Annotated in this window: 28 protein-coding genes; 10 read left to right on the top strand and 18 right to left on the bottom strand. The window is 66.2% G+C overall.

Going from position 1 to position 26,385, the window contains the following annotated elements:
* Position 1: 1 nt before the first annotated feature.
* From AC1DIX_RS17510 to AC1DIX_RS17495, 4 genes are read right to left on the bottom strand one after another with little or no spacing between them, the layout of a single operon-like run.
* Complete coding sequence (locus AC1DIX_RS17510) at positions 2-1,150, bottom strand: ABC transporter permease (protein WP_477326067.1); 1,149 nt, start codon at positions 1,148-1,150, stop codon at positions 2-4.
* On the bottom strand, positions 1,147-2,328 hold the full coding sequence (locus tag AC1DIX_RS17505; RefSeq protein ID WP_477326065.1) for an ABC transporter permease: 1,182 nt from the start codon (positions 2,326-2,328) through the stop codon (positions 1,147-1,149). The genes AC1DIX_RS17510 and AC1DIX_RS17505 overlap by 4 nt, the downstream gene beginning before the upstream one ends.
* Before the next feature lie 10 nt (positions 2,329-2,338).
* Positions 2,339-3,316, bottom strand: coding sequence for an HlyD family secretion protein (locus tag AC1DIX_RS17500; RefSeq protein WP_477326063.1), 978 nt, complete (start codon positions 3,314-3,316; stop codon positions 2,339-2,341).
* A gap of 5 nt (positions 3,317-3,321) precedes the next feature.
* Complete coding sequence (locus tag AC1DIX_RS17495) at positions 3,322-4,749, bottom strand: TolC family protein (protein WP_477326061.1); 1,428 nt, start codon at positions 4,747-4,749, stop codon at positions 3,322-3,324.
* A gap of 311 nt (positions 4,750-5,060) precedes the next feature.
* Between AC1DIX_RS17495 and mutS the strand changes: the two genes are divergently transcribed.
* Positions 5,061-7,742, top strand: coding sequence for a DNA mismatch repair protein MutS (mutS, locus tag AC1DIX_RS17490; protein WP_477326059.1), 2,682 nt, complete (start codon positions 5,061-5,063; stop codon positions 7,740-7,742).
* Positions 7,742-8,815 (top strand): hypothetical protein, encoded by a 1,074-nt coding sequence (locus AC1DIX_RS17485; RefSeq protein ID WP_477326057.1) that lies wholly within the window; start codon positions 7,742-7,744, stop codon positions 8,813-8,815. The genes mutS and AC1DIX_RS17485 overlap by 1 nt, the downstream gene beginning before the upstream one ends.
* A 75-nt stretch (positions 8,816-8,890) precedes the next feature.
* Here AC1DIX_RS17485 and AC1DIX_RS17480 read toward each other — a convergent pair whose 3' ends face one another.
* A complete protein-coding gene (locus AC1DIX_RS17480; protein ID WP_442123507.1) occupies positions 8,891-9,436 on the bottom strand; it encodes an FKBP-type peptidyl-prolyl cis-trans isomerase in 546 nt (181 codons plus the stop codon).
* 130 nt (positions 9,437-9,566) lie between these two features.
* Here AC1DIX_RS17480 and AC1DIX_RS17475 point away from each other — a divergent pair, with 130 nt between their 5' ends.
* The 3 genes from AC1DIX_RS17475 to AC1DIX_RS17465 all read left to right on the top strand — a co-directional run bounded on the left by AC1DIX_RS17475 (position 9,567) and on the right by AC1DIX_RS17465 (position 11,686).
* Positions 9,567-10,688: a ribosomal protein uL16 3-hydroxylase gene (locus AC1DIX_RS17475; RefSeq protein WP_477326055.1), complete on the top strand. Its 1,122-nt coding sequence runs from the start codon at positions 9,567-9,569 to the stop codon at positions 10,686-10,688.
* An 18-nt stretch (positions 10,689-10,706) separates the two neighbouring features.
* A complete protein-coding gene (locus AC1DIX_RS17470) occupies positions 10,707-11,177 on the top strand; it encodes a DUF7931 domain-containing protein (protein WP_477326053.1) in 471 nt (156 codons plus the stop codon).
* 239 nt (positions 11,178-11,416) lie between these two features.
* Positions 11,417-11,686, top strand: coding sequence for a hypothetical protein (locus AC1DIX_RS17465; protein WP_477326051.1), 270 nt, complete (start codon positions 11,417-11,419; stop codon positions 11,684-11,686).
* A gap of 155 nt (positions 11,687-11,841) precedes the next feature.
* Here AC1DIX_RS17465 and bamC read toward each other — a convergent pair whose 3' ends face one another.
* The 9 genes from bamC to AC1DIX_RS17420 all read right to left on the bottom strand — a co-directional run bounded on the left by bamC (position 11,842) and on the right by AC1DIX_RS17420 (position 19,793).
* The gene (bamC, locus tag AC1DIX_RS17460) at positions 11,842-12,981 is read right to left on the bottom strand and encodes an outer membrane protein assembly factor BamC (protein WP_442123541.1); all 1,140 of its coding nucleotides are present in this window, start codon (positions 12,979-12,981) and stop codon (positions 11,842-11,844) included.
* A 24-nt stretch (positions 12,982-13,005) separates the two neighbouring features.
* The gene (dapA, locus tag AC1DIX_RS17455) at positions 13,006-13,899 is read right to left on the bottom strand and encodes a 4-hydroxy-tetrahydrodipicolinate synthase (protein ID WP_442123503.1); all 894 of its coding nucleotides are present in this window, start codon (positions 13,897-13,899) and stop codon (positions 13,006-13,008) included.
* A gap of 114 nt (positions 13,900-14,013) precedes the next feature.
* Positions 14,014-14,577: a class I SAM-dependent methyltransferase gene (locus tag AC1DIX_RS17450; protein WP_477326049.1), complete on the bottom strand. Its 564-nt coding sequence runs from the start codon at positions 14,575-14,577 to the stop codon at positions 14,014-14,016.
* Positions 14,570-15,772 (bottom strand): tryptophan--tRNA ligase, encoded by a 1,203-nt coding sequence (locus AC1DIX_RS17445; RefSeq protein ID WP_477326047.1) that lies wholly within the window; start codon positions 15,770-15,772, stop codon positions 14,570-14,572. Before AC1DIX_RS17445 ends, AC1DIX_RS17450 begins: the two co-directional genes overlap by 8 nt.
* A 4-nt stretch (positions 15,773-15,776) precedes the next feature.
* The gene (locus tag AC1DIX_RS17440; RefSeq protein ID WP_442123500.1) at positions 15,777-16,430 is read right to left on the bottom strand and encodes a site-2 protease family protein; all 654 of its coding nucleotides are present in this window, start codon (positions 16,428-16,430) and stop codon (positions 15,777-15,779) included.
* Positions 16,431-16,478: 48 nt separating this feature from the next.
* Complete coding sequence (locus AC1DIX_RS17435; RefSeq protein ID WP_477326045.1) at positions 16,479-17,102, bottom strand: L-threonylcarbamoyladenylate synthase; 624 nt, start codon at positions 17,100-17,102, stop codon at positions 16,479-16,481.
* Positions 17,099-17,995: a protease HtpX gene (gene htpX / locus AC1DIX_RS17430; RefSeq protein ID WP_477326043.1), complete on the bottom strand. Its 897-nt coding sequence runs from the start codon at positions 17,993-17,995 to the stop codon at positions 17,099-17,101. Before htpX ends, AC1DIX_RS17435 begins: the two co-directional genes overlap by 4 nt.
* Before the next feature lie 16 nt (positions 17,996-18,011).
* Positions 18,012-18,845: a 3',5'-nucleoside bisphosphate phosphatase gene (locus AC1DIX_RS17425; RefSeq protein WP_477326041.1), complete on the bottom strand. Its 834-nt coding sequence runs from the start codon at positions 18,843-18,845 to the stop codon at positions 18,012-18,014.
* A gap of 69 nt (positions 18,846-18,914) precedes the next feature.
* Entirely contained in the window at positions 18,915-19,793 is an 879-nt protein-coding gene (locus AC1DIX_RS17420) for an alpha/beta fold hydrolase (RefSeq protein WP_477326039.1), read from the bottom strand.
* 166 nt (positions 19,794-19,959) lie between these two features.
* Between AC1DIX_RS17420 and AC1DIX_RS17415 the strand changes: the two genes are divergently transcribed.
* The 5 genes from AC1DIX_RS17415 to AC1DIX_RS17395 all read left to right on the top strand — a co-directional run bounded on the left by AC1DIX_RS17415 (position 19,960) and on the right by AC1DIX_RS17395 (position 23,378).
* On the top strand, positions 19,960-20,484 hold the full coding sequence (locus tag AC1DIX_RS17415; RefSeq protein WP_442123495.1) for a gamma carbonic anhydrase family protein: 525 nt from the start codon (positions 19,960-19,962) through the stop codon (positions 20,482-20,484).
* A gap of 3 nt (positions 20,485-20,487) precedes the next feature.
* Positions 20,488-21,444 carry an Hsp33 family molecular chaperone HslO gene (hslO, locus tag AC1DIX_RS17410; protein WP_442123494.1) on the top strand — a complete coding sequence of 319 codons (957 nt, stop codon included), beginning with the start codon at positions 20,488-20,490 and terminating at the stop codon, positions 21,442-21,444.
* Between the two features lie 9 nt (positions 21,445-21,453).
* Positions 21,454-21,876, top strand: coding sequence for an acyl-CoA thioesterase (locus AC1DIX_RS17405; protein WP_442123493.1), 423 nt, complete (start codon positions 21,454-21,456; stop codon positions 21,874-21,876).
* A gap of 105 nt (positions 21,877-21,981) precedes the next feature.
* Positions 21,982-22,755 (top strand): DUF3108 domain-containing protein, encoded by a 774-nt coding sequence (locus AC1DIX_RS17400; RefSeq protein WP_442123492.1) that lies wholly within the window; start codon positions 21,982-21,984, stop codon positions 22,753-22,755.
* 197 nt (positions 22,756-22,952) lie between these two features.
* Positions 22,953-23,378 carry a PAAR domain-containing protein gene (locus tag AC1DIX_RS17395; RefSeq protein ID WP_442123491.1) on the top strand — a complete coding sequence of 142 codons (426 nt, stop codon included), beginning with the start codon at positions 22,953-22,955 and terminating at the stop codon, positions 23,376-23,378.
* 44 nt (positions 23,379-23,422) lie between these two features.
* On the opposite strand, the gene AC1DIX_RS17390 is transcribed toward AC1DIX_RS17395, so the two are convergent.
* The 4 genes from AC1DIX_RS17390 to eno form a co-directional block, all read right to left on the bottom strand.
* Entirely contained in the window at positions 23,423-24,226 is an 804-nt protein-coding gene (locus AC1DIX_RS17390; protein WP_477326036.1) for a hypothetical protein, read from the bottom strand.
* 104 nt (positions 24,227-24,330) lie between these two features.
* Entirely contained in the window at positions 24,331-24,573 is a 243-nt protein-coding gene (locus AC1DIX_RS17385; protein WP_477326034.1) for a hypothetical protein, read from the bottom strand.
* A 4-nt stretch (positions 24,574-24,577) separates the two neighbouring features.
* Entirely contained in the window at positions 24,578-24,943 is a 366-nt protein-coding gene (gene ftsB / locus AC1DIX_RS17380; protein WP_442123488.1) for a cell division protein FtsB, read from the bottom strand.
* Between the two features lie 91 nt (positions 24,944-25,034).
* Positions 25,035-26,321 (bottom strand): phosphopyruvate hydratase, encoded by a 1,287-nt coding sequence (gene eno, locus AC1DIX_RS17375; RefSeq protein WP_477326032.1) that lies wholly within the window; start codon positions 26,319-26,321, stop codon positions 25,035-25,037.
* Positions 26,322-26,385: the final 64 nt, after the last annotated feature.

Here is a 26,385-nt window from a genome sequence, read left to right as displayed (position 1 = left end):
CTTACTCGGCTCCGGGCGCCGGCCTGCGCCGCCACCTGCGTAGGCCGAGCGCGACAAAGGCGATGGTCAGCCCGGCCAGCGCCAGCATCTCCTGGCTCACCTCGGCCAGCGATGCGCCCATCTGGTTGGTGGCGACGAAGCCTTGGATCGCCGCGGTCGACGGCAGCAGCCAGCGCAGGCCTTGCAGCGGCAAGGGCAAGGCTTGCGCCGGCCAGGCCAGGCCGGCCAGGAACAGGATCGGCATCGAGCTGGCCACCAGCAGCTGCACGCTGCGCTCGCGGGTGCGGAAGAACAGTCCCATGTAGATGCCGAGCGCCGCCACACAGACGCTGTACAGCAGGGTCAGCGCCAGGCTCGCGCCGGGATTGCCGCCGCGCGGATAGTCCTGGAACCAGAACACGAAGCCGAAGAACCAGGCTGCGTTCAGTACCACCACCAGCGAAAACGCGGCCAGCGCGCCGGCATACGCGGCAACGCGCGGCGCATACGGATAGCGGCCTTCGCTGGTCCAGCTGCCGAACAGCAGGCCGATCCCCAGCAGGAAGGTCTGCTGCATCAACAGCACCACCACCCCCGGCACGATGTAGGAGGCATAGCCTTCGCGTACGTTGAACATCGGCAGCGTCTCGACCGACACCGGCTGGCGCTGGGCCTCGGCCTGGGCCGCCAACGGCGTGGCCGCGCCGAGGCGTTTCAACTCCACCCCGGCCGACAGTGTGCCCACCACCTCGGCCAGGCCGTTCAAGGCCACCTTGTTCAACAGCGGATAGGTGCCGATCCCGCCCACCTCCACTTCCGGCTGCCTGCCGGCCAGCAGCTTGCGGCTGAAGTCTTCCGGGATGATCATGACGCCGGCCGCCTCGCCGCGCCAGATCCAGTCCCGGGCCTGCTCGGGGCGGGTGGTGACGCCGGCCACCGCCAGGCCGGGATGGGCGCCGGTCCAGCGCACCAGTTGTCGCGACAGCGCCGATCCGTCCTGGTCGACGATCGCCACCGGCACCCGGCGCACCGTCTCGGCGCTGTAGGGCAGCGGGTAGAAGAACGAATAGATGATTCCGGAAACGAAGAACAGCAGCAGCGCCGCCTTGTCGCCCAGGATCGCGCGCCAGGTCTGCCCCCACGCCTGCAGGGCGGCATCCGGTGCTTTCATGTCCGGCCCCAGCTGTCGGGCTGGCGCACGCGGGTGCGCAGGCGAAGATAAGCCGCGGCGCCGAAGCCCGCCGTGAACAGCGCCAGCGCCGCCAGCGCGCCGAGGCCGTAGCGCAGTGGCGCGCCGCCCAGCCAGGTGTTGTTCACCAGTCCCAGGAAGTGGGTCAGCGGCAGCGCCTCGGCCCAGACGCGCGCCGCCAGCGGCATCGCCCGCATCGGGAATCCCTGGCCGGAAAAGGCGAAGGCCGGCGCCGTGATGAAGGCGCAGGCCGACAGTGCCGCGCGCAGCGAAGCGCTCCAGGCGACGAGGCAAGCGCCCAGCGCCAGGTAGGCGCTCACCAGCAGCACCGTACCGACTGCCATGGCCAGGAAGCTGCCGAGGACCGGCCAGCCGAGCAGCGCGCCGAAAGCCAGCGTCAGCAGCACTCCCTGCAGCATGAACACGCCGAACGGGATCGCCAGCTTGGCCAGCAGCGCCAGCCCGAGCCGGCCGTCGGCGGCGGCCAGCCACTGCGGCACCGTGGCGTTGCGCAGTTCGCGCCCGACCGCGGTCAAGGCTGCCAGCGCCACGAAGATGTGGAGCAGGCTCCATACGGCCGGCAACGCCAGCGAGGGTACGATGCTGCCGCTTTCATTGAACAGTCCCACCGGCCGGGTGGCCACCGGCTCGAGCTGCTGCACGGCCTGCATGCCGGCGCTGCCGCGTTTGGCGCGCCCCTGCAGCTCGGCGCCGGCCGACAGCGTCGCCACCACCGCGCGCACGTCGCGCGTCATGGCACCCGTATGCGAGGGGTACTGGGCGTTGTAGGCCCACCCCAGCGTGACATGCTCGCCGCGCGCCAGGCGCTCGCCCATGTGCGCCGGAATCGACAGGATGCCGAAGACGCGTCCGGCGCGCAGCGCGCCCAGGGCCTCGGCGTCGCTGGCAGCAAGCACCGGCTGCAGGCCGGGCGACTGGTCCAGCATGCGCAGCAGGCTGCGCGACTGCGCCGAGTTGTCGAGGTCGCGCACCGCCAGCGGCAGCTCGCGTGCGATCCCGGCCGAGAAGATCCACCAGGTCAGCAGGTACAAGACCAGCGGAATCCAGCCCAGCATGGCCAGGTCCCAGCGGTCGGCGCGCAGGCGCGCCCACTCGCGCGCGAGCGAGGCCGACCAGGGAGAAGAGGCGGAAGCCGGCATGCTCTTGCGCTCAGCGGTCGAACACCACCGTCATGCCCGGGCGCAGGCCCGGCACTGCCGCCGTCGGACGCAGCCRCACTTCGAATGTGCGCAGGTCGGTACCGCCGGGACGGGCCGCGCGCCAGGTGGCGAAGGCCGGCAGCGCCGCCACCGCAGTCACCTTGAAGCGGGCGCGCGTCTTCAGCGCCGGAATATCGGCTTCGTGCACAGTGTCCTTGGCGAAGGGCTTGAACATGTCCTCGCGCACCGCCAGCACCGCCCAGACGTCGTTCAGGTCAACCAGGGTCACCACCGGGAAGCCTTGCGGCGCCAGCTCGCCGGCCTGGATCGCCAGCTTGGTCACCTCGCCTGCAGCGGGCGCGACGATGCGGGTCTCGGCCAGTGCCGCGTCGGCCTCGGCCACCACCCCGTCCACCTGGCGCGCCTGGGCCTGCGCGGCCTGCTTGTCTTCCTTGCGCGCGCCCTGGCGCGCAAGGTCGTACTGGGCGCGCGCGGCGCTCGCCAGTTCGCGCGCCGAACGCGCCTGCGCCTGGGCTTCGTCGCCCTTCTGGCGCGCCAGCACGCCTTCGGCGACCATCGCCCCGACCCGCTTGTAGGTCACGTCGGCCAGCCGGGCGCCGGCCTCGGCGCGCTCCCAGTTGGCGCGTGCGGCGGCGATTTCCTCGGGCCGCGCACCGGCCTGCGCCTTCTGCGCAACCGCGCCGGCGGCCTCGCGCGCGGCCTGCGCCTGGGCCACCTTGGCCCGCACTTCCGGGCTGTCCAGCTCGAACAGCAACTGGCCGCGGCTCACCATCTGGCCCAGCTGCACATGGACTTGCCCGACGCGCCCGGGCACCTTCGATGAGACATTGATCTCCTGGGCTTCTGCCTGCCCCTGCAGCGCATCCGGCACCGGCTGCAGCGAGCGGTACAGGCCCCAACCCAGCAGGCCGAGGAAGAGGATGCCGGCCACTCCGGCCAGCGCGCGTTTGCGGTTTGCGTTTGCCATGTTCTTCATTCCTTGTCCGGGTCGACCACGTGGGTCGCGCTGCGCGCATGTTCGGCAAGGCGCCCGGGACTGCCTGCGGTGCCAAGCAGGCGCGCCAGCGCCAGCACATAGTCGTAGGCGGCCTGGGCCCGCTCGATCGAGGCCTTGGTCAGGTTCAGCGACGCATCGTCGACCTCGGCCGTCGTGGCCTGCGCATTCTTGAACGACACTTGCGCCAGGCGCAGGGTTTCGCGCGCCAGTTCGATCGCCGAGGCCATCGACAGGTAGCGCTGGCGCGCGTCTTCCATCGCGCGCCACTGGCTCTCGGCCAGTGTCGGGATGTCGCGCCCGGCCTGCTCGGCGGCCACCTCGACCCGCTGCTGCTCGAGACGGGCGGCAGCGCCCAGCCTGGCGCGGTCGACCCGGTCGACCAGCGGCACGTTGAGCGCCACGCCGACCAGCCAGTTGGCGCGCGCCGTGCCGCCGCGGTTCAGGTTGTAGTTGGCGACCCCGATCACGGTCGGGCTATATGCCTGGCCCTGCAGCTTGACGCTGGCGGCCGCCTGCCGGCGCTTGCTCTCGATCTGCTTCCAGGCCGCGTTCGAGGCCAGCGCCGCGTCGACGAAAGAAGCCAGCGAGCCGACCGCGCGCTCGTGCACGAACAGCGGCGTCGCCGGATCCACCTGCCGCTCTTCGGCCAGCATGCGGCGCAGCGCCAGTTCGGCCACCTCCAGGTCGCTGGCCGCCTTGGCGGCTTCGCGCTGGGCGTTGTCGACCGCGACGTCGGCCTTCAGGCGCTCGACCTTCGCGATCAGTCCGGTGCGCTCGAGCTTGCGCGCCATTTGCTGGTGCTCCCGCGCCACCGTCACCGCGTCGGCGCGCAGCCGGCTGGCCTTGCGCGCCAGTTGTACCCCGAAATAGCGCTGCGCCAGTTGCAGCGCGGCCTCGTCCTGCGCGCTCCGCAGCGCGGCGCCGGCTTCGTCGGCGCGGCCCGCGGCGCCCTCCTTGAGCGCCTGCAAGCGACCGCCGGTGTACAGCGGCCAGACCGAGCCCAGGCCCAGCGAACGGATATTGAAAACGCGGTTGGCCTCCAGTGTGCCGGGCACCTCCGGCAAGGCCAGGCCAGGCACTGGCGGCAGCAGTTCCAGCACCGGCGCCAGGGCCGGCTCCAGGGCTTGCGTGATACGGCTGGTGTCGACGCTCAAGGTGGTCGACATGCGCCCGGCAAAGCCGTTCAGGCGCAGGTCCGGACCGTCGATGCGGCGCAAGGCCTGGGCCTGCAAATCCTTGGCACGGTAGTCGAGTCTGGCGCCCTCGATCGCGCCGGAGCGCGCCTCCAGCCGGCGCAGTGCCTGCCCATAGTCCAGTGGAAGGACCTCCTGGGCCGGCGCCGGCACGGACAGCGCCATCGCTGCGCCGGCCAGTATGAAGATGCGAAACTTGATCGATTTCACTCGTCCCCCGCCCTCGAGCTTCGTTGTATTTATATAAATAATACCGCTGTTTTGCCGAGCTCGGCGACACGCTCCGCGCGCCCATCCGGTAGGCTCCGCGCAGCTTTTACTTTATACTGGCGCCCCCCGGCCTCCCGAACTGCTAACCGGCCAATCGGGCATGGTAAAGTGCTCGTCTGGCGGCAGCTGCCCCGCCGCGCGGCGCCGCGCGACATATCCCCACCCTGCGCAGGTCTGGCGTGGCTCCCGGCGGCGCCCGCACACCGAACAAAGCAAGAATACTCAAAGAAATCATGAAGTTAGGCGACAACATGCCGTTAGATCAGGAAGTTACCAAGCCCGGAAAAAGCCAACACACGCCGATGATGCAGCAGTACCTGCGCATCAAGAGCGAGTACCCATCCATGCTGGTCTTCTACCGCATGGGCGACTTCTACGAGCTGTTCTTCGAGGATGCCGAGAAGGCCGCGCGCATCCTGGGCATCACGCTGACGGCGCGCGGCAACTCGAACGGCAATCCGATCAAGATGGCGGGCGTGCCCTTCCACTCGCTCGACCCCTACCTGGCCAAGCTGGTCAAGCTGGGCGAGTCCTGCGCGATCTGCGAACAGATCGGCGATCCGGCCCTGTCCAAAGGGCCGGTCGAGCGCAAGGTGGTGCGCGTGGTCACGCCGGGCACCCTGACCGATTCGGACCTGCTGCCGGAGAAGGCCGAGCGTCCGCTGCTGGCCGTGTGCACGGTCCCGAACCGCAAGCAGGTGACCACCGGCCTGGCCTGGCTGTCGCTGGCCAGCGGCGCATTGAAGCTGATGGAGTTCACGGCGGATTCGAAGACCGCCGCCCTGCGCCTGGTGCAGGAACTGGAACGGATCGCACCGGCCGAAGTGCTGCGCGCGGACGCCAACGGCGGCGACATGTTCGAAGAGACCAGCATCGGCCACAACCAGCGCGTGCCCGAGTGGCATTTCGAAGTGGTGCACGGCCACAAGGCCCTGCTCGACCAGCTCGGCGTGTCGACCCTGAGCGGCTTCGGCGCGGACGGCCTCGGCGCCGCCTTCGGTGCGGCCGGCGCGCTGCTGCGCTACGCCCAGTCGACGCAGGGACGCGGCCTGCAGCACGTGAAGAGCCTGGCCGTCGAATCCGAGAGCGAATTCATCGGCCTCGATGCCGCCACGCGCCGCAACCTGGAACTGACCGAGACCATCCGCGGTACCGAAGCACCTACCCTGTTTTCGCTGCTGGACGGCTGCCGCACCGCGATGGGTTCGCGTCTGCTGCGCCACTGGCTGCACCATGCGAAGCGCGACCAGTCGGTGGCGCGCGGCCGCCACGAGGCGATCGCCGCGCTGGCCGAACACGATGCCATGGCCACCCTCTCGGGCACGCTGGCCCATGTGCCGGACGTCGAGCGCATCACCACCCGCATCGCCCTGCTGACCGTGCGCCCGCGCGACCTGGCCGCCCTGCGCGACGGCCTGAAACAGCTGCCGGTGCTGCGCGAGCAGGTGGCGCGCTGCTTCATCCCGGGCGACGCCAAGCTGCTGCGCGACATTCATGAAGCCATCGCGATCCCCGAGGATTGCCTGGACCTGCTGGCCCGCGCCATCGCCGAGGAACCGGCCGCCATGGTGCGCGACGGCGGCGTGTTCGCACGCGGCTTCGATGCCGAACTGGACGAGCTGCGCGCGCTGTCCGAGAACGCCGGCCAGTTCCTGGTCGATCTCGAGACCCGCGAACGCGCCCGCACCGGCATCGCCAACCTGCGCGTCGAGTACAACAAGGTGCATGGCTTCTACATCGAAGTCACCAACGGCCAGGCCGACAAGGTGCCCGAGGACTATCGCCGCCGCCAGACCCTCAAGAACTGCGAGCGCTACATCACGCCGGAACTGAAGGCCTTCGAAGACAAGGCCTTGTCTGCCCAGGACCGCGCCCTCTCGCGCGAGAAGCTGCTGTACGACCAGCTGCTCGGCGACCTGGCCCCGCACATCGTCTGCCTGCAGAAGGTCGCCGGCGGCATCGCCCAGGTCGACGCGCTGGTGGCGCTGGTTTCGCATGCGACGCGCAACAACTGGTGCCGTCCGCAGCTGGTGGATGCCCCTTGCCTGACCATCGTCGAGGGCCGCCATCCGGTGGTCGAGAACCAGATCGAGCGCTTCATCGCCAACGATTGCGCCCTGTCGAACGACAAGCGCCTGCTCCTGATTACCGGTCCGAACATGGGCGGTAAATCGACCTTCATGCGCCAGGTCGCCCTGATCACGCTGCTGGCCTACGTGGGCAGCTATGTGCCGGCGACCCTTGCTACCATCGGCCCGATCGACCGCATCTTCACCCGCATCGGCGCCTCCGACGACCTGGCCAACGGTCGCTCCACCTTCATGGTCGAGATGACGGAATCGGCGGCGATCCTGAACGGCGCCACCGAGCATTCGCTGGTGCTGATGGACGAAGTGGGCCGCGGCACCTCGACCTTCGACGGCCTGGCCCTGGCCTGGGCGATCGCGCGCCACCTGATCGACAGCAGCCGCAGCTTCACGCTGTTCGCAACCCACTATTTCGAGCTGACCCAGCTGCCGGAAGCCCATCCGAGCGCGGCCAACGTGCACCTGTCGGCGGTCGAGCACAAGGACAGCATCGTGTTCCTGCACGCGGTGCAGGACGGCCCGGCTTCGCAGAGCTACGGCCTGCAGGTGGCGCAACTGGCCGGCGTGCCGCCCGCGGTGATCCGCGCCGCGCGCAAGCACCTGGCGCGGCTGGAATCGCAGGCGCTGGACGCCACGCCCCAGCTCGACCTGTTCGCCGCACCGCCCTGCGACGATGCCGATGCCGAACCGGCGCCCGCCACCGCGGCGCAAGCCACGGCAGCGGCGGCGCCGGCAGCCGAGGAGTCGCCCGCCCTGCTGCTGCTCGACACCATCGATCCGGATGCCCTGACCCCGCGCGAAGCGCTCGAGCGCCTGTACGAGCTCAAGCGCCTGGCCAGCGCATAATGCGCTTGACCGGTCCACGCGCGCGCCGGCGCATCGGCATCCTGCTGGCCGCCTTGCTGGTCTCGGCCGGCGCGCTGGCGGCCAAGGATACGAAAGGCGCGAAAGCCACGAAGGAAGCCGACGAGGCGCACACCTTCGCGGTGATCGGCCACAGCTTCGCCGACGGCTTCGAAGGACGCCTGAAGCAGGCCCTGGACCAGAGCGACGACCAGTCGAGCGCCTTCATGGTGGTCACCGGCATCAAGGGCGTGAAGGAAGCCTGCAGCGACAAGGTCTACCAGCAGCGGCGCGAGCTGATCGGCGATGCGCGCCGGCCCGCCATCGTGGTGCCGGCCGCCAGCGACTGGACCGAGTGCCGCAACAGCGCAGGCCGCTCGAATGCGATCGAGCGCCTGAACCGCATGCGCGAACTGTTCTACGGCGAGCCGAAATCGCTGGGCGCGCGCAAGCTGCCGCTCACGCGCCAGTCGATGAGCCCGCGTTTTCGCAGCTATGCGGAGAATGCCCACTGGTCGGTCGGCAAGGTGCTGTACGCCACCCTCAACCTCCCGGCCAACAACAATCACTACCTGACGGAAGCGGGCCGCAACAGCGAATACGAAGACCGGCTGGTGGCCAACCGCTTCTGGCTGAACCGCCTGTTCACCATCGCCCGGCGCGACAAGGCGGAGGCCATCGTGCTGTTCAGCGAAGGCGACCTGAAGGCGCTGTCGCAGCCGACCGGCCTGCGCGCCCTGCTGCGCCGCGCGGTGCCGGACAACGACGGCTTTGCCGAGACGCGCCGCCAGGTGCTGGCGCTGGCGCAGAAATTCCCGGGCAAGGTGCTGCTGGTCGACGGCGCGCCGCTGGCCAAGGGGGCGAAGCCGGCGATCGAATGGCGCGGCAACCTGGGCCATCTATCGGTCGGGCATGACGAAATCGACGTCGCGGTGGATCCGGGGGCCAGGACCCTGTTCAAGGTGAGCGAGCTGGAAGATACCGGCGCGAAGGCGAGGCCGGAAAAGCAGGACAAACAGGACGACGGGCGTCATCCCAAGGCGGTCAAGGAAGCAGGCAAGGACAGCGCCAAATAAGTGCTCAATCGAGCAGAAAAAAGTGCGCAAATGAGCACGGACCGCGCGTTGCGGTCCGTTGCCGGGCCGGGCCGATCAGTTCAGCGGCTGGCTGCGGAAGTGGTCGCCTTCCTCGCCGTCGTCCATGTCGTCGTCATGGCCGTGGTGGTGGCCGTGAGCGCCGTGCACGTGACCGTGGGCGATTTCTTCCGCCGTGGCGGCGCGCACGTCGATGACCGACAGGTCGAAGCGCAGGGCCATGCCGGCCAGCGGGTGATTACCGTCGAGCACGACCTTGTCGTCCGCGATTTCGGTGACGGTGAAGATGGTCGGTTCGTCTTCCCCGCCCTCGGCAACGCCTTCGAACTGCATGCCGACTTCGAGCGGCTCCGGCAGGCGCGAACGCTCTTCGACTTTCAGCAGGGTCGGGTCGTAGTCGCCGAAGGCGTCTTCCGGCTCGATCTGGATGGTCGACGAGTAGCCCACTTCCTTGCCGTCCAGTTCCTCTTCGATCTTCGGCAGCGTGTTCTCGTAGCCGCCGTGCAGGTACACCATCGGCTGGGCGCCATCTTCGATCAGGTTGTTCTGGGCGTCGGACAGCTTGTAGTTGACCGATACTACCGTGTTCTGGGCAATCTTCATTGCGCTTCCTTTCGTGGATAAGGCTCGGATTATAACCCCGCTAACGCGGAAGCCTCGCAAACCTGCCGCGCGTTGCACTGTCGGCCTGCGATGCTCGCCGAAGCCTTCCGAGCACTGGTTATAATGTCGCATGAAAAAATTACAGCTCCTCGGGAACATTACTCCCGCCCAGTTTCTTCGTGATTACTGGCACAAGAAGCCGCTGCTGATCCGTCAGGCCATCCCCGGTTTCAAACCCCTGCTCAAATTCGACAAGCTGGCCGAACTGGCCAAGCTCAACCACGTCGAATCACGCCTCGTCACCCAGACCGGCAAGCAATGGGACATGCAGCACGGCCCGCTCCAGGAACTGCCGCCGCGCAGCGAGCGCGAGTGGACCATGCTGGTCCAGGGCGTCAACCTGCACGATCCGAAAGCCGACGAACTCCTGCRCGAATTCCGCTTCGTGCCGGACGCGCGCCTGGACGACCTGATGGTCAGCTTCGCCACCGACGGCGGCGGTGTCGGTCCCCACTTCGATTCCTACGACGTGTTCCTGCTGCAGGCCCAGGGCCGGCGCCGCTGGCGCATCGGCGCCCAGCAGGACCTGAGCCTGGTCGAGGGCCTGCCGCTGAAGATCCTCGCCAACTTCGAACCGGAAGAAGAATTCGTGCTCGAGCCGGGCGACATGCTCTACCTGCCGCCGCACTACGCCCATGACGGCGTGGCCGAGGGCGAATGCATGACCTATTCGATCGGCTTCCGCTCCCCGTCCTTCCAGGAACTGGGCGAAGCCTTCCTGCAGTTCATGGCCGATTCGATCGACCTGCCGGGCCGCTACGCCGACCCGGAACTGCAACCGGCCAGGAATCCGGCCGAGATCCCGAAGGACATGCTGAGCAGCATCACCGAAGAACTGAACAAGGTGCGCTGGGACGAGGAAGACGTCACCATCTTCCTGGGCGAATACCTGTCCGAACCCAAGCACAATGTGTTCTTCACGCCGGTCGCCAAACCGCTGACCGTGGGCCGCTTCATGGAACAGGCCGCCAAGCGGGGGCTGAAGCTGTCGGCCAAGACCCTGATGCTCTACCGCGGCAAACACGTGTTCATCAACGGCGAATCGTTTGCCGTTGGCCGTGCGGACAAGGCCGTGCTCGACGTGCTGGCAAACCAGCGCGGCCTTGACGGCGCGATGCTGGACCAGGCCTCCGATGACGTGCTGGAAGCGCTCCACACCTGGTATTCGGACGGCTGGCTGGAACTGGGTTGAAGGCGTAGACTGAGCACGATGGACATCCTGCGCTTCGACACCCGTGCCGAGTTCCAGCGCCAGCTGCGCGCGGTGCTGGAGCGGGCGCAGGCCTCGCTCGACATGTTCGATCCGGATTTCTCGCTATTCCCGCTGGGCGATCCGGATGTCGACACTACCCTGCGCCGCTTCTTTCTGGGCGGCGGCCGGTTGCGCCTGGCGATGCATGACAGCGCGCACACCGAGCGCCACTTTCCGCGCTTCCTGCGCCTGCTGCGCGACCACGGCCACCGGATCGAATGCCGGCTCACCGGGCGCGGCATCCGCCAGCTCACGGATTCCTTCTGCATCGCGGACGGCGTGCACCTCGTGCGGCGCTTCCACAGCGACCATTTACGGGGCGAAGCGGCGTTTGATGCGCCACAAGAAAGTGAAATCCCGCGTGAGCGTTTTGCGGCAATCTGGGAAGAATCGCAGCCGGGTTTGCCCCCGTCCACGACCGGGCTGTGAGCCGGTTTTCCCTATGACACGCTAGCTGCACATTCGTGTTACAAGTTGATACAATATGAATGTTGTTGTTACCTCTAAACGTGCCATCCTGGCATGAGTTTTCTATTGCGATTCAGTAAATTTGGCTATAATATCGGGTTAGGAAGATTCCGTATCGAAATTCCTAACGAGCGATAATTACCGGTAATTATTCATCGCATTAGATGTACCTTACCTTTTGAATTTACTAAGGAAAAATCATGAAAAAATCTCTGCTGATCGTGTCCCTGCTGGCTGTTGCTCTGGCTGCTTGCAGCAAGAAAGAAGAAGCTCCTGCTGCTGCTCCGGCACCGGCTGCTGAAGCCACCGCTCCGGCTGCTGCTCCGGCCGCTCCGGCTGACGCCGCTGCAACCCCGGCCGCTCCGGCCGCTGCTGATGCTGCCGCTTCGGCTGCTTCGGCTGCTGCTTCGGCCGCTTCGGCTGCTGCTGACGCTGCTGCCGCTGCTGCCGCTCCGGCTGCTTCGAAGTAATTCTGAATTGCTTCAGAAAAAAACCGGCCTGCGGGCCGGTTTTTTTACGCCTGTACTAGCCGAACACCTCATTTCCGCGAATGCGGGAATGACGCTTTGGAGTCAACAATAAAAAAACCGGCCAAAGGCCGGTCTTTCTTTGGGCTCGAACCCGATTATTTCAGCTCATCCGCCAGCAGCTTCAGGATCTTGGCACCGGTTTCCGAGGTCTCCGGCTTGCCGTCGTTGCTCTGGACGGTGATGTCGGTGGTGGTCGCGTTCGGGACCGCCGAGACCAGCACGCGGTAGCGCTGGGCTTCCTTGTTCTTGTCTTCGCTGCCGAACAGCTTGCTGAAGAAGCCTTCCTTGCTTGCCTTGTCCGGATCGACATAGCGCACGAAGTAGATGCCCTGCACGCGGTCGCGGTCTTCGACGGTGAAGCCGACGCGGTCGAGTGCCAGGCCGACGCGGCGCCATGCGCGGTCGAAGCCTTCGTCGACGACGACCTTGCCGTTTTCCAGCTTGGCGTGCTGGGCTTCCGGCGCGGCGCTGGCGACGGCCTCGGTGGCCTGCTTGACTTCCGCCGGCTTGATCTGGCCGGTCAGCTGGGCCATCAGGCGGCCCAGGAATTCGGCTTCCAGGCCCGGATCGCTCGGACGCGAGGTCCAGGTCGTGCTTTCCTTCTGCGGACCAACCAGCACTTCCTCTGCACCGCGGTGGCTGATGTAGATCTCGGTCGAGCCGTCCGGACGGCGCTCCAGGCGGGTGCGGTACTTGTCGCGCTCGCCGGTCGAGTAGGCCGAATCGAAGACCTTGCCGATGGTGCGGCGAATGATGTCTTGCGGGATCTTGGCGCGGTTCTCGGCCCAGTTGGTCTCCATGATGCCGGTCTGGAGGTTCTCGGATTCCACCGTGAAACCGACGCTCGGCCAGAAGGCCTGGAGCTGCGGCCACAGCTGTTCCGGGGTCTCCTTGACCACCAGCCAGCGCTGGTTGCCGGCGCGCTCGATGCGCACGGCATCGGTCGAGACCGGACCCACGGCGCCGTTCACGGCTGCCGGGCCGGCGGCCGGGGTGCCGCGTGCCTGCTGGAAGCCGGAAGCGGTGGCGATGCCGCGGCCGTCAGGCACGGCGTAGCGGTTGTCCTTCTGGAGTTGGGTCAGATCGGGCGGGATGTCCAGCGGCGCGGCTTTCTTGGCCGAGCGGTAGTCCACTTTATCCGATTCGAACACGGTCGTGCAGGCGGCCAGGCTGAGCGCCACGGTGGCCAGGGCGACGGTGCGGGCTGCGTGGTGAGTCTTGAACTTGCGATTCATCATGTCGTTCTGAGTCTGAAGCTATCAAAGGACGCCGGAGTCGCGCAACGCGGCGCGTACGGTGTCGTGGTATTGCGCGGACAGCGGCGCCAGCGGCAAACGCAGGCCCGCCGGCATCTTGCCCATTTCAGCCAGCGCCCATTTGACCGGGACCGGATTCGGTTCTACGAACAGCTTGCTGTGCAGCGACAGCACGCGGTTATTGATTTCCACAGCACGGGCAACCTGCCCCGCCATCGCCGCCTCGCACAGCTCGTGCATGGCGCGCGGTGCGACGTTGGCCGTCACCGAGATATTGCCGGCGCCGCCCATCAGCATCAGCGCCATTGCGGTCGGATCGTCGCCCGAATACACGCCGAAAGGCTTGCCGCCGGCGAAGGAGCGATCGAGGTCGCGCAGCAGCTCGGCCCCGCGGCCGATGTTGCCGGTCGCATCCTTGATGCCGACGATGTTGTCGATCGGCGCCAGCCGCAGCACGGTCTCGTTGCTCATGTCCGCCACGGTACGGCCCGGCACGTTGTACAGGATCACCGGCAGGTCGACCGCTTCCGCGATCGCCTTGAAGTGCCGGTACATGCCTTCCTGGGTCGGACGGTTGTAGTACGGAACTACCTGCAGCGAGGCGTCGGCGCCGACGTCCCTGGCATGGCGGGTCAGTGCGATCGCTTCGGCGGTCGAGTTACCGCCCGAACCGGCGATCACCGGAATACGGCCAGCGACGTGCTCGACCGTCAGCCTGATCAGTTCGCAGTGCTCTTCCGGGCTGACGGTGGCGGATTCGCCGGTCGTGCCGACGATGACGATGCCGTCCGTACCCTCCGCAACATGCCAGTCGATCAGTTTGCGGAGGCTGTCTTTGTCCAGACTGCCGTCTTCAAACATCGGAGTGACGATTGCTACTATGCTGCCCTTAATCATAATCAGTGGACCGTGCCGTTAATAAATAAAAATTCGATTGTACTGGATAGCCCGCGGTTATGGTTCATTACACCTTAGATAAATGACCTCACTTATCGGACATTTACAGCTCAGTTACAAATTACCCGAAACCAAATTTGCCATGCCGGGATCGAAGGCCGCCCCCACCGCGCACAGGCGCTGTACGCGCGCAGGTTTCGGCGCATCGATGACGCCATCCTCGTAAGCCACCACGCGCAAGCCGCCGCGCGCGGCCAGTTCCAGCAGCTCAACCGGATTCAGCAGGAAGTCCGGGTTCGACGGCTTGCCGAAGATTTCGTTCCCGCGGGCGAAAGTTTCGTAGATCAGCACCCCATCCGGCGCCAGCGCCGCGGCGATATCGCCGAACAGCGGGCGGTGCAGGTAGTTGGTGACGACGAGTCCCGCCAGGCTGCCCGGCGCGATGGGCCAGACCGCGCCCGGCGCTTCCAGGTCGTGTTGCAAGGTCGCGATGCCCGGCCCTGCCGCGGCGGCCAGCGCCCCGGCATCGCGGTCGAGTGCGGTCACGGGATGGCCCAGGCCGGCAAACAGGCGTGTATGGCGGCCGCTGCCGCAGGCCAGGTCGAGCACCCGTCCGTTCGGCACCAGCGGCGCCCAGCGCGCCACCCATGGCGACACCTCGGACATACGCTCAGACATACGACAAGCCCATCGCTTCGCGCACGTCGCGCATGGTTTCCTGGGCCAGCTTGCGCGCCTTTTCGCAGCCGTCGGCGACGATGGCGCGCACCAGCGAAGGATCGTCCAGGTATTGCTGGGCGCGCTCGTGCATCGGCGCCTGCTCGGCCAGCACGGCTTCCACCACCGGCTGCTTGCACTCCAGGCAGCCGATGCCGGCGCTGGTGCAGCCCTTCATGACCCAGTCCCTGGTATCGCTGTCCGAATAAACCTCGTGCAGCTGCCACACCGGGCACTTGAGCGGATCGCCGGCGTCGCTGCGGCGCACACGCGCGGGGTCGGTCGGCATGGTGCGGATTTTCCTGGTGCTTGACGCCGGATTCTCGCGCAGCGAGATCGAATTGCCGTAGCTCTTGCTCATCTTGCGGCCGTCCAGGCCCGGCAGGCGGGAGGCCTCGGTCAGCTTGACCTGGGGCTCGACCAGGATGATCTTGTGGCTGCCTTCGAGGTAGCCGAACAGGCGTTCCCGGTCGATGTTCGACAGGCTGCCGGCATCGATCAGCATGGCCTGCGCCTGCTCCAGCGCGGCGGCATCGCCTTCCTGGCGGTAGGCGGTGCGCAGCTCGGTGTAGAGCCTGGCGCGCTTGCTGCCGAGCTTTTTCACGGCATCCAGCGCCTTCTGCTCGAAGCCCGGCTCCTTGCCGTACAGGTGATTGAAGCGCCGCGCAATCTCTCGCATCATCTCGATGTGCGGGACCTGGTCCTCGCCCACCGGCACCTGGGTCGCGCGGTAGATCAGCACGTCGGCCGCCTGCAGCAGCGGATAGCCGAGGAAGCCGTAGGTGGCAAGGTCGCGGTTGGCCAGGTTCTCGATCTGGTCCTTGTAGGTCGGCACGCGCTCCAGCCAGCCCAGCGGCGTGGCCATCGACAGCAGCAGGTGCAGCTCGGCGTGCTCGGGCACGCGCGACTGGATGAAGATGGTGGCCTGGGACGGATCGATGCCGGCGGCGAGCCAGTCGATCACCATGTCCCAGGTGCTCTTTTCGATGATGCTCGGGTCGTCGTAATGCGTGGTCAAGGCATGCCAGTCGGCTACGAAGAACAGGCAAGGCAGTTCGGACTGCATGCGGATCCAGTTCTTCAGGGCTCCATGGTAATGGCCGAGGTGCATGTGCCCCGTCGGGCGCATGCCGGAAACGACACGATCGGGAAACATGGGCTTAGCCGAGAACGAGATTCAGCGGATAGACGATCAGCTGCAGCAGCAGGTTCGCCACCGCCATGATCGGCACCACCCAGTATGCCAGCAGCTTCAGCAGCATCAGGCCCAGCAGGATGAAGAAGCCGTAGGGCTCGATCTTCGCGTATTTATAGGCCAGCTTGTTCGGCAGCAGGCTGAAGACGATGCGGCCGCCGTCCATCGGCGGGATCGGCAGCAGGTTGAAGGCCAGCAGCACCAGGTTGGTGAGGACACCTGCCTTGGCAACCCGGTTCGGGAATGGTTCGGAGACGCCGAAGTATTCGAGGAAAATCCCGAGCAGCAGCCACAGCAGCGCCATGGCGAAGTTGGCGGCGGTGCCGGCCAGCGCCACGAAGGCCATGTCGCGCTTCGGGTTGCGCAGGCGGCCGTAGTCGATCGGCAGCGGCTTGGCGTAGCCGAAGGCAAAGCCGGAGACCAGGTACAGCATGATCGGCAGGATCACGGTACCGAAAGGATCGATGTGCGCCAGCGGGTTGGTGGTGACGCGTCCGGCGGCGAACGGCGTCATGTCTCCGAAGTATTTTGCGGCATACGCCTGGGCGGCGTTGTGCATCGTGATCGCAAAAAGAACGGGCAGTGCATAGACTGCGAGGTTGCGTATGAGTTCATCCATAAAGGAGATTCTAACAGACGCCGCGACCGGGCCGGCCGTCAGGGCCGGCTAGAGGCCGAAGACCGCCGGATCGCCACGGCCTTCGCGCAGCAGCACAGGCTCGTCGCCGGTCAGGTCGACGATGGTGGTGGGCTCGAGGGTGCCGGCGCCGCCGTCGATGATGAGGTCGAGCTGCTTGCCGAGGCGCTCCCTCACCTCTTCCGGATCGGACAGCATGTGGTCGTCCCCGGGCAGCTGCAGGGTGGTGCCGATCAGCGGCTCGCCCTGCTCTTCCAGCAGGGCCAGCAGGATCGGGCTCTCGGGCACGCGGATGCCGATCGTCTTGCGCGAAGGATGCGACAGGCGGCGCGGCACTTCATGGGTGGCGTCCAGGATCAGCGTGTAGGGGCCGGGCGTGACCGCCTTCAGCAGGCGGTACTGGCGGTTGTCGACGCGCGCATAGGTCGAGATTTCGGACAGGTCGCGCACCAGCAGGGTCAGGTGGTGCTTCTCGTCGACGCCGCGGATGCGGCGCAGCTTCTCGACCGCGCCCTTGTCGTCGAGGCGGCAGACCAGGGCATAGGCCGAGTCGGTCGGGACGGCAACGATGCCGCCCGACTGGATGATCTGGGCGGCCTGGCGGATCAGGCGCGGCTGCGGGTTTTCCGGATGGATCTCGAAGAATTGGCTCATCGTGCAAACCCCGGCTGTTGCAGGGTTTGCAGGGCCGCGATCCGCTCTTCCATCGGCGGGTGGGTGGCGAACAGGGCGCCCCAGCCACTGCCGCCGCCGGCAATGCCGGAGGCCGCCATCGACTGCGGCAGGCCGCCGGCGTGGATGCCGCCCAGGCGCATCAGCGCATGCTGCATCGGCAGCGGGCTGTTCAGCAGACGGGCCGAGCCGGCGTCCGCGCGGAACTCGCGCTGGCGCGAGAACCAGGCCACGATGATGGACGCAACCAGGCCGAACACGATCTGGCACACGAACACGGTAATGGCATAGCCGATGCCGGGACCGCGGTCGCTGTCGCCCCGGCGCAGCATGCTGTCGACGAAGAAGCCGACCACCCGCGCCAGGAACACGACGAAGGTGTTGACCACGCCCTGGATCAGGGTCAGCGTGACCATGTCGCCATTCGCCACGTGGGCGATCTCGTGGCCGAGCACGGCCTCGATCTCTTCATGGTTCATGCTGGCCAGCAGGCCGGTGGACACCGCCACCAGCGAGGAGTTCTTGAAGGCGCCGGTGGCGAAGGCGTTCGGCTCGCCGTCGTACACGGCCACTTCCGGCATCGCGATGCCGGCGCGCTCGGCCAGCGAACGCACGGTATTCAGCAGCCAGGCCTCGGTGCCGTTGCCCGGCTGTTCGATCACGCGCGCGCCGGTGCTCCACTTGGCCATCGGCTTGCTCATCAGGAGCGAGATGATCGAACCCGTGAAGCCGACCACCAGCGAGAATACCGCCAGGGCGCCGATGTTGAGACCGCCCGGCCCCACCGTGCGCCCGACGCCGAGGACGTTGAGCACGATGGTCAGCACGAGCACCACCGCAAGATTGGTGGCCAGGAACAGGATGACTCTTTTCATGAGATGAAGCCTCCTCTCAGAACCAGTCGTGCCAYACCGGGGTCAGGCCCGCCGGCAGCGGCGCCAGCTTGTCGAATTCGACCCTCGCCTCGCCCGGCGCATGGAAATCGGTGCCGCGCGACGCCAGGAAGCCGTAGCGGCGCGCGGTCTCCGCATAGGTCTCGTACTGGTCCGGCGTGTGGCTGCCGGTGACGACTTCGATGGCATTGCCGCCCAGCTGCTTGAACTCGTCGAACAGCGCGCCCTCGGCCACCGGCGTGAAACGGTAGCGGCCCGGGTGGGCGATCACGGGAACGCCGCCGGCCTTGCGGATCCAGCCGACCGCCTCGGCCAGGCCGGCCCAGCGGTGCGGCACATAGCCGGGCTTGCCTTCGGTCAGGTATTTGCGGAACACCTCGGCGGTGCTGCCGCAGGCGCCGATCTCGACCAGGTAGCGCGCGAAATGGGTGCGCGACAGCAGGTCGGGATTGCCGACGTACTTGAGCGCGCCCTCGTAGGCATTCGGAATGCCGGCGCGGTCGAGCTGGGTAGCGATCTCGCGGCCGCGCGCATCGCGCCCATGGCGGGTTGCCGCCAGGCCCTGCACCAGCGCGGGCTCGTCCTCGTTCACCTGCAGGCCGACCACGTGCACGGTTTCGCCGCCCCAGGTGACGGAAATCTCGACACCGGGCACGAAGCGCATGCCGAGCTCGCCGGCAGCCTGGCGCGCCGCCTTGATGCCGCCGACCTCGTCGTGGTCGGTCAGCGCCCAGGCGTCGACCCCGCCCTTGCGGGCGTAGGCCGCGACGGCGGCTGGCGCGAGTACGCCGTCGGAGACATTGGAATGGCAGTGGAGATCGACTTTCAGCATGCCTTCATTGTACCTGCATCGGGCGGTCACGATGCGTTACGCGTGGGCACGCCGTGCCCACGCCTTACCTCATACCGCCAGGAACTCTTCGATCATCCGCGCCAGCATTTCCGGCTGGTCATGATGCAGCATGTGGCCCGCATCCGGCATCATGCGCGGCGTCACCTTCGCCAGGTGGCCCATGCGGCGCTCGACTTCGCTGCGCGCCTCCTCCTTCGGTCCCATCCACAGCCACATATTCGTGTGCTCGGCCTCGACCCACAGCACCGGCGCCGTGACGCGGCGCCAGCAGGCCAGCACCTCCTCGATGCGGTACAGCAGCGGGCCGCGCATCTTGTGGGCCGGGTCGCCCAGGATCTCCCATTGGCCGTCGGCGTTCTGCGCTGCCCAGTGCGGCGCCAGGAAGGCGGCACGCTCCGCCGGCAGGCGCGGATTGGTCTTCCGCAGGCGCGACGCCACCTCCTCGAGGCTGGCGTAGGGACGCATGGCCGGCGGCGATTTGAGTTCGTCCAGCCAGGCGGCGTAGCGGCCCGGCGCCGATTCCGGGCGGGTCGCCGCCAGGCCGAAGCCTTCCAGGTTGATCAGGCGCGCCACGCGCTCCGGCCGGATGCCCGCGTACACGCTGACGATGTTGCCACCCATGCTGTGCCCCAGCAGCTTGACCGCCTCGCCCGGCGCGTAATGGTCGAGGATGGCGTCGAGATCCGCAAAGTAATCCGGGAACCAGTAGGTGTCCGTGCCCGGACGCTCGGTCAGGCCGAAGCCGCGCCAGTCGTGGGCGATGACGTGCCAGTCGCCCTGCAGGGCGTCGACCACGAACTGGAAGGAAGCCGACATGTCCATCCAGCCGTGGGCCATGAAGAGCTTGGGTGCGCCCTCCCGTCCCCAGTGCCGGACGTGGGTGCGCAGACCGCGGATGGTGAGGAATTCGGAACGGGAAGGAGTCATGACGAGCCTGCTTGAATGGTGGAAAATAGAACGACCGTTCAGATTATATGCCGGAAGCTTGATTTGCCGCTCACCGTCCCCATCTCTGCCCCTTGCCGGACGACAGCTGGCACGAGGGCGTAAAATAGCGGTATTACAACCCCTTTACTCTTCTGCGAGCACATCCATGGCAATCTACCAGCTGGGCGAGCATGCGCCCGAGATCGACGCTTCGAGCTATGTCGCCGATTCGGCCAACCTGATCGGCAAGGTGACGATCGAAGCGAAAGCCTCGGTCTGGGACGGCGTGACGATCCGCGGCGACAACGAGCGCATCACGGTCGGCGAGAACAGCAATGTACAGGAAGGCACGGTGATGCATACCGACATGGGCTATCCGCTCACGCTCGGCAAGAACGTCACCGTAGGCCACCAGGCCATGCTGCACGGCTGCACCGTCGGCGACGGCTCGTTGATCGGCATCCAGGCGGTCATCCTGAATGGCGCCAGGATCGGCAAGGCTTGCCTAGTCGGTGCGGGCGCCCTGGTCACCGAAGGGAAGGAATTCCCGGACCACTCGCTGATCCTCGGGACCCCGGCCAAGGTAGTGCGTACCCTCACGGAAGAAGACCTGCTCCGCCTGCAAGGCAATGCCGCCAGCTATGTCGAACGCGGCCAGCGCTTCAAGGCGGAGCTCAAGAAAATCGGATAAAGAATGACGACTGATACCAGCAAGGACATCCTGCAAAAATTCATCTTCGACAACGCCGCCGTGCGCGGCGAGCTGGTCGAGGTTTCCAAGGCCTGGGCCGAGATCCAGTCGCGCCACACCTACCCTAAGGCAGTGAAGAGTCTGCTGGGCGAGATGGTCGCAGCCAGCGCGCTGCTGTCGGCCAACCTGAAGTTCAACGGTTCGATCGTGATGCAGATCTTCGGCGACGGCCCGGTCAAGCTGCTGGTGGTCGAGTGCGACGCCGAGCTGCACCTGCGCGCCACCGCCAAGCTGAGCCCGGGCGCCGTGGTACCGGACACGGCTTCGGTCACCGAGCTGCTGAACGTGGGCGGCCAGGGCCGCTTCGTGATCACCCTCGATCCGAAGGACAAGGTGCCGGGCCAGCAGCCCTACCAGGGCGTGGTGCCGCTGCACGGCGAGGACATCGCCACCGTGATCGAGAACTACATGCTGCGCTCGGAACAGATGGACACCAAGCTGTGGCTGGCGGCCGACGACAAGGTCGCACGCGGCCTGCTGCTGCAGAAGCTGCCGCGCAACAGCGAGGTCGAAGGACAGGTGGCCCAGGCGACCGAGGAAGAAGACATCGAGACCTGGAACCGCGCGCTGGCCCTGGGCGGCACCCTGAAGCAGGAGGAGCTGCTGAGCGTGGACGTGGAAACTCTCTTGAAGCGCCTGTTCTGGGAAGAGACGATCCGCGTGTTCGATCCGCTGCACCCGGAATTCCACTGCAGCTGCTCGCGCGAAAAGGTCGGCAATATGCTGAAGATGCTGGGCAAGGAAGAAGTCGATTCGGCCCTGCACGACCTCGGCCAGCTCGCCATCAACTGCGACTTCTGCGGCAAGCACTACGAGTTCGATGCGGTCGACTGCGCCCAGCTGTTCGCAGCCGACCTGACTGCCGACGCGATCGCGCCGGCCTCCGATGTGAAGCACTAAAAGGTCCGCATGCGCGACACGCCCCGCTCCGCCTTCCCGCATTTTTGCGAGATCGCTACCCGCTGGATGGACAACGACGTCTACGGCCACGTCAACAACGTCCATTACTACAGCTACTTCGATACGGCGGTGAACCGCTTCCTGATCGAACGGGGCGTGCTCGACATCCGTGGCGGCAAGACGGTCGGTTTCGTGGTCGAGACCGGCTGTTCCTATTTCCGCTCGATCGCCTTCCCGGACACCGTCCACGTGGGCGTGCGCGTGGCCAGGCTGGGCAACTCCAGCGTGCGCTACGAGATCGGCCTGTACCGCAACGACGACGAGCTGCCGGCGGCGGCCGGGCATTTCGTGCATGTTTATGTGGATCGGGAGAGCAACCGGCCGGTGCCGATTCCGGAAGAAACCAGGGCACTGCTCGGCACGCTTTCCTAGGGCGGGCTCTGCGAGCCCACGCGAACGCATGCATATCCATTTGTTGTTGCATTGACACATACATAATCCCCATACTTGGCAGCAATCCATCACCAAGGAGCTGCCATGCCGTCCCTACGCCACCTCATCCTGCCCGCCCTGCTCGCGGGCCTGTCCCTGTCTTCCCAGGCCGCCGTCCACCAGGTCGACGTCGGCACGCCGCTGCCGCGCTTCGACCTGCTCAAGCCCGGCACCCACCACTATCTCCGCTACGTCAGGACGCTGGACGGCGCCAACACGCCGGTGGACATCTGGGCGCGCGAAGTGCGTTTCGATGAGCGCGACGGCAAGCGGCAACTGCACATCGTGCAGCGCTGGGATGGCGCGGCCGCTGCACCGGCCTCGCCAGGCTATGTCAGGAAGCTCGACTCCTGGTTCGACACCGCCACCTTCCGTCCGCTGAGCCACGTGCGCGTCACCGAGAAGGAGGGCAAGAAGGTGGTCGAAGGCTTCCTGTTCGCGCCGGACCGCGTGAGCGGCATGCAGGACCTGGCCGAGAACACGCAAAAGGCGCTGTCGGTCGCATCGGGCGAGCCGACCTTCAACTTCGAGACCGACATCGAATTCCTGCAGGCGCTGCCGCTGGCCGAAGGCTATGAAGCCAGCATCAACTTCTACCATCCGGGCGGGCCGGCGCCGAAACGCTACAACTTCAAGGTGGCGGGCTCCGAGCGCATCGCCGGACCGGGCGGCCCGATCGACTGTTGGGTGGTGACGACCGATTACGGCACGCCCGGCGCCGATGCGAAGTTCTGGTTCGCCAAGGGCAGCCAGGTGATGGTGCGCCAGGAAAGCGCGCCGCGCGACGGCAAGGTGATGGTCAAGGCCCTGATCGACTAAGAAAGCGCTGTGTCGGAATTCCCTGAATCAAGAACGTGATTCCGGACAAGTTGAGCAACATCAATTGGTTTGAATCAACAATGCGGTCCAATGGGCGGCCAGTGTACGAACCCGTGCACACCGTGCCGGGACAATGTCGCTTTTTTACAAAGGCGGCATTGGCCCGGTCAGTCGAATCCGTCGTTTTGGAGATCAGGATGAACAAGGCAGCACTCAAGGACACTTCGCATATTTTGCTCTCGCAGACACCGTACGGCGCCGCCCCGCTGCCGCGCAAGGTCGTCGCCCGCTACCCGATCGCGACCATCGGCTCGCGCACCAGCCGCGGCGGCGAGGTGGTACTGGCATCGAACGACCAGGTCGCCGACGATTACCGCATCGCCTGCGTCGGCGACCGCGTACGCTACCCGGACGGCAGCGAAAGCGTGATCACCTCGGGCGCCGGCCACGCATCGACCTTCGCCAACCGCCCGATCGCCCTGGTCGGCAGCCATGTCGCCAACGGCGACCGCATCGTCACCCGCGCCCAGAGCATCGGCGAGATCGTCGTCCTGGAAGGTGAGCCGGTGCCCGGCCTGCTCGAACCCGGCTACGTGCCGCCGCTGGCGGGCAGCGCCGCCTGAGCATCCGGCGCCCGGGCTGCCGTCGCCGGAGCGGCGTCGGCGGCTCAGGCCGGATTCGCCTTTCTGCTGATCTCGGCAAAGGTGACGATGTCGAGTGCGCCGGAAAACTCGATCACGTCGCCGCCCTTCACGCGCTCCGGATCGATCCTGAGGACCTTGCAGTTGCCGATGGTGGCGTCGGCCACCGATTTGCCGTCGATGAGGATGTCGCCGCCGGCGTCGAGGAAGCAGGCTTTAATGGCGTCGTGCTTGTCGCGCTTGAGGTGACGCAGGCGCTGGTTGAAGTAGGAAATCTTCCCCAGCAGCGTATCGATCTGCTGCGAGGCCTTGCCGAGGTCGGCGTAGCGGATGCGCTGGCCGGCGCCGACGCGCAGCGAAAAATACAGGTACAGGGGCTTGGTGGTCGGCTCCCTGAACAGGATGCTTCCCTCCTCCGTATATGCGGCCTCCAGGTCGGGCGGCACGAAATAGCCGCCGCGGCGCACCGGCACCGTCACGTCCACCGAGCGGCTGACGATGGCCACGCCCCACTTCTTGGGCAGGTAGGCGTCCTGTTCGACGTCGGACATCGACGGATAGCGCGCCCGCACCAGCACATCGACCAGCCGCGGCTCCGGCGGCTGGTAGGACTGCAGCAACCGGAAGCTGTCGATGAAGGGACGGTAGGGCAGCTCGCCGAATTTCCTCGATTCCTTGATCGTGACCGTGAACGCGGGCTTGGCCTCGGCCTCGGGCGCGGGCGCTTGCGGGGATGGCTCATGCTCCTGGGCCGCGCCATGGGCGGCGCCCAGGCAGGCCAGGATGCCGCACACGAGACGGGGAAGTGTCCAGACGGGGACGAAATGCAAAAGGTCTCCTAAGCAATTGGCTTAAAGGAAACTATTGTATTTTAGAATGATTTAAACGTCACTTATTGGCGGCTTAAAAGCGGGCGGCTTAAAAGCCAGCTCTGTCACGGCATGTGCAGGTCGATCACCTTCATGATCGCCAGCGTGGTGTCGAGGCTCATCTCGCCTGCGCGCATGGCGTCCGCGAGCTGGGCGCGCGGCAGGCTGGCGGCGGCTGCAAGCAGCGGCAGGCCGTCGGAGTCGGCCACCTTGGCCAGCGCCGCGCTCATGGCGTCGGCATCCCCGCTTTCGAAGGCGGCGGCCAGGCAGGCGGCGACGGCTTCCAGTGTGTTCAGGGTGTCGGACATGGGTTCAGTCGTCGGGCGGCTTTTGCGGTTTGGCGCCCTTGGCGCCCTTGGGTTCGCGCGGCGGCGGCGGCGGGGTCATCATGACCGCCGGCTTCTCGTCCTTGCGCAGCACCTGCACGAAGATCTCGTTCTGCTTGATCATGCCGAGTTCGTAGCGGGCACGCTCTTCGACGGCTTCGGTGCCGTCCTTCAGGTCGCGTACTTCGGACTCGAGCTTGGCGTTGCGCGCCTTCAGCTGGTCGGTGCGGGCGCGGCTGGCGGCGAGCGTGCGTTCCAGCTCGCCGACGTCGAGCCAGCCCCCTTTCCCCAGCCAGAGCGGGTACTGAATCAGCAGCAGCAAAGCGGCAAGGGCAAGGGTAATAATGCGCATGGTGAGGATGATGTAAAAATTCGGAAGACAATCCGGCCGGCCTTTGGCCGTGCGGAATGGCTCCCGAATCTTCGGCTACTGCATGACCCGATTACTTCAGGTTGTAGAACGCGTCGCGGCCCGGGTAGCTGGCGATGTCGCCCAGGTCTTCCTCGATGCGCAGCAGCTGGTTGTACTTGGCCATGCGGTCCGAACGCGACATCGAGCCGGTCTTGATCTGCAGGGCGTTCAGGCCAACCGCGATGTCGGCGATGGTCGAGTCTTCGGTCTCGCCCGAACGGTGCGAGATCACGGCGGTGTAGCCGGCGCGCTTGGCCATCTCGATGGCGGCGAAGGTCTCGGTCAGGGTGCCGATCTGGTTGATCTTGATGAGGATCGAATTGGCGATGCCCTTCTGGATGCCCTCTTTCAGGATCTTGGTGTTGGTGACGTACAGGTCGTCGCCCACCAGCTGCACCTGCTTGCCCAGGCGGTCGGTCAGGATCTTCCAGCCGTCCCAGTCGCCTTCGGCCATCGCGTCCTCGATCGAGATGATCGGGTACTTGTCGCACCAGGTGGCCAGCATGTTGGTGAAGTCGGTTGCCGACAGCTGCAGGCCGCCTTCGCCTTCCAGCACGTACTTGCCGTCCTTGTAGAACTCGCTGGCGGCGCAGTCCAGGCCGATCGCGATCTGGGTGCCGGCTTCGTAGCCGGCCTGCTCGATCGCCTGCATGATCAGCTTGATCGCTTCTTCATGGTTGGCAACCGACGGAGCGAAGCCGCCTTCGTCGCCGACGGCGGTGTTCAGGCCCTTCGAGTGCAGGATCTTCTTCAGGGTGTGGAACACCTCGGCGCCGTAGCGGACCGCTTCCTTGAAGGACGGGGCGCCGACCGGGATGATCATGAATTCCTGGATGTCCAGGTTGTTGTCGGCGTGGGCGCCGCCGTTGATGACGTTCATCATCGGCACCGGCATCTGCATCGCGCCCGAACCGCCGAAGTAGCGGTACAGCGGCAGGCCGGCTTCTTCGGCGGCTGCCTTGGCCACGGCCATGGAGACGGCCAGCATCGCGTTCGCGCCCAGGCGGCTCTTGTTCTCGGTGCCGTCCAGGTCGATCAGGGTGCGGTCCAGGAATGCCTGTTCGTTGGCGTCCAGGCCCATGATGGCTTCGCTGATCTCGGTGTTGATGTTCTCGCAGGCCTGCAGCACGCCCTTGCCGAAGTAACGCTTCGGATCGCCGTCRCGCAGCTCGATSGCTTCGCGCGAACCGGTCGATGCGCCCGASGGCACGGCSGCGCGGCCCATSRYGCCMGATTCSAGCAGMACRTCGCACTCGACGGTSGGATTGCCGCGCGAGTCGATGATTTCGCGGCCGATGATATCAACGATAGCACTCATGGTTCTTTGGTCTCCAAAAAGTAAGAAATCGGTAACGAGGCACGTAGCCGCAGGTGCCTCATCG

Source organism: Massilia sp. 05N420, assembly GCF_056397205.1.
This window is presented reverse-complemented; position numbering and strand designations above follow the sequence as displayed.

Excerpts from the sequence above, each read along its gene's own strand:
- ftsB (WP_442123488.1), bottom strand. The coding sequence starts at position 24,943 with ATGCGCATTATTACCCTTGCCCTTGCCGCTTTGCTGCTGCTGATTCAG.
- AC1DIX_RS17480 (WP_442123507.1), bottom strand. The coding sequence starts at position 9,436 with ATGAAGATTGCCCAGAACACGGTAGTATCGGTCAACTACAAGCTGTCC.
- AC1DIX_RS17510 (WP_477326067.1), bottom strand. The coding sequence starts at position 1,150 with ATGAAAGCACCGGATGCCGCCCTGCAGGCGTGGGGGCAGACCTGGCGC.
- AC1DIX_RS17465 (WP_477326051.1), top strand. The coding sequence starts at position 11,417 with ATGAAAAAATCTCTGCTGATCGTGTCCCTGCTGGCTGTTGCTCTGGCT.
- AC1DIX_RS17385 (WP_477326034.1), bottom strand. The coding sequence starts at position 24,573 with ATGTCCGACACCCTGAACACACTGGAAGCCGTCGCCGCCTGCCTGGCC.
- AC1DIX_RS17445 (WP_477326047.1), bottom strand. The coding sequence starts at position 15,772 with ATGTTTCCCGATCGTGTCGTTTCCGGCATGCGCCCGACGGGGCACATG.
- dapA (WP_442123503.1), bottom strand. The coding sequence starts at position 13,899 with ATGATTAAGGGCAGCATAGTAGCAATCGTCACTCCGATGTTTGAAGAC.
- AC1DIX_RS17415 (WP_442123495.1), top strand. The coding sequence starts at position 19,960 with ATGGCAATCTACCAGCTGGGCGAGCATGCGCCCGAGATCGACGCTTCG.
- AC1DIX_RS17400 (WP_442123492.1), top strand. The coding sequence starts at position 21,982 with ATGCCGTCCCTACGCCACCTCATCCTGCCCGCCCTGCTCGCGGGCCTG.
- AC1DIX_RS17485 (WP_477326057.1), top strand. The coding sequence starts at position 7,742 with ATGCGCTTGACCGGTCCACGCGCGCGCCGGCGCATCGGCATCCTGCTG.
- hslO (WP_442123494.1), top strand. The coding sequence starts at position 20,488 with ATGACGACTGATACCAGCAAGGACATCCTGCAAAAATTCATCTTCGAC.
- AC1DIX_RS17470 (WP_477326053.1), top strand. The coding sequence starts at position 10,707 with ATGGACATCCTGCGCTTCGACACCCGTGCCGAGTTCCAGCGCCAGCTG.
- AC1DIX_RS17395 (WP_442123491.1), top strand. The coding sequence starts at position 22,953 with ATGAACAAGGCAGCACTCAAGGACACTTCGCATATTTTGCTCTCGCAG.
- AC1DIX_RS17450 (WP_477326049.1), bottom strand. The coding sequence starts at position 14,577 with ATGTCTGAGCGTATGTCCGAGGTGTCGCCATGGGTGGCGCGCTGGGCG.
- AC1DIX_RS17405 (WP_442123493.1), top strand. The coding sequence starts at position 21,454 with ATGCGCGACACGCCCCGCTCCGCCTTCCCGCATTTTTGCGAGATCGCT.
- AC1DIX_RS17440 (WP_442123500.1), bottom strand. The coding sequence starts at position 16,430 with ATGGATGAACTCATACGCAACCTCGCAGTCTATGCACTGCCCGTTCTT.
- bamC (WP_442123541.1), bottom strand. The coding sequence starts at position 12,981 with ATGAATCGCAAGTTCAAGACTCACCACGCAGCCCGCACCGTCGCCCTG.
- AC1DIX_RS17420 (WP_477326039.1), bottom strand. The coding sequence starts at position 19,793 with ATGACTCCTTCCCGTTCCGAATTCCTCACCATCCGCGGTCTGCGCACC.
- AC1DIX_RS17505 (WP_477326065.1), bottom strand. The coding sequence starts at position 2,328 with ATGCCGGCTTCCGCCTCTTCTCCCTGGTCGGCCTCGCTCGCGCGCGAG.
- AC1DIX_RS17435 (WP_477326045.1), bottom strand. The coding sequence starts at position 17,102 with ATGAGCCAATTCTTCGAGATCCATCCGGAAAACCCGCAGCCGCGCCTG.
- htpX (WP_477326043.1), bottom strand. The coding sequence starts at position 17,995 with ATGAAAAGAGTCATCCTGTTCCTGGCCACCAATCTTGCGGTGGTGCTC.
- mutS (WP_477326059.1), top strand. The coding sequence starts at position 5,061 with ATGCCGTTAGATCAGGAAGTTACCAAGCCCGGAAAAAGCCAACACACG.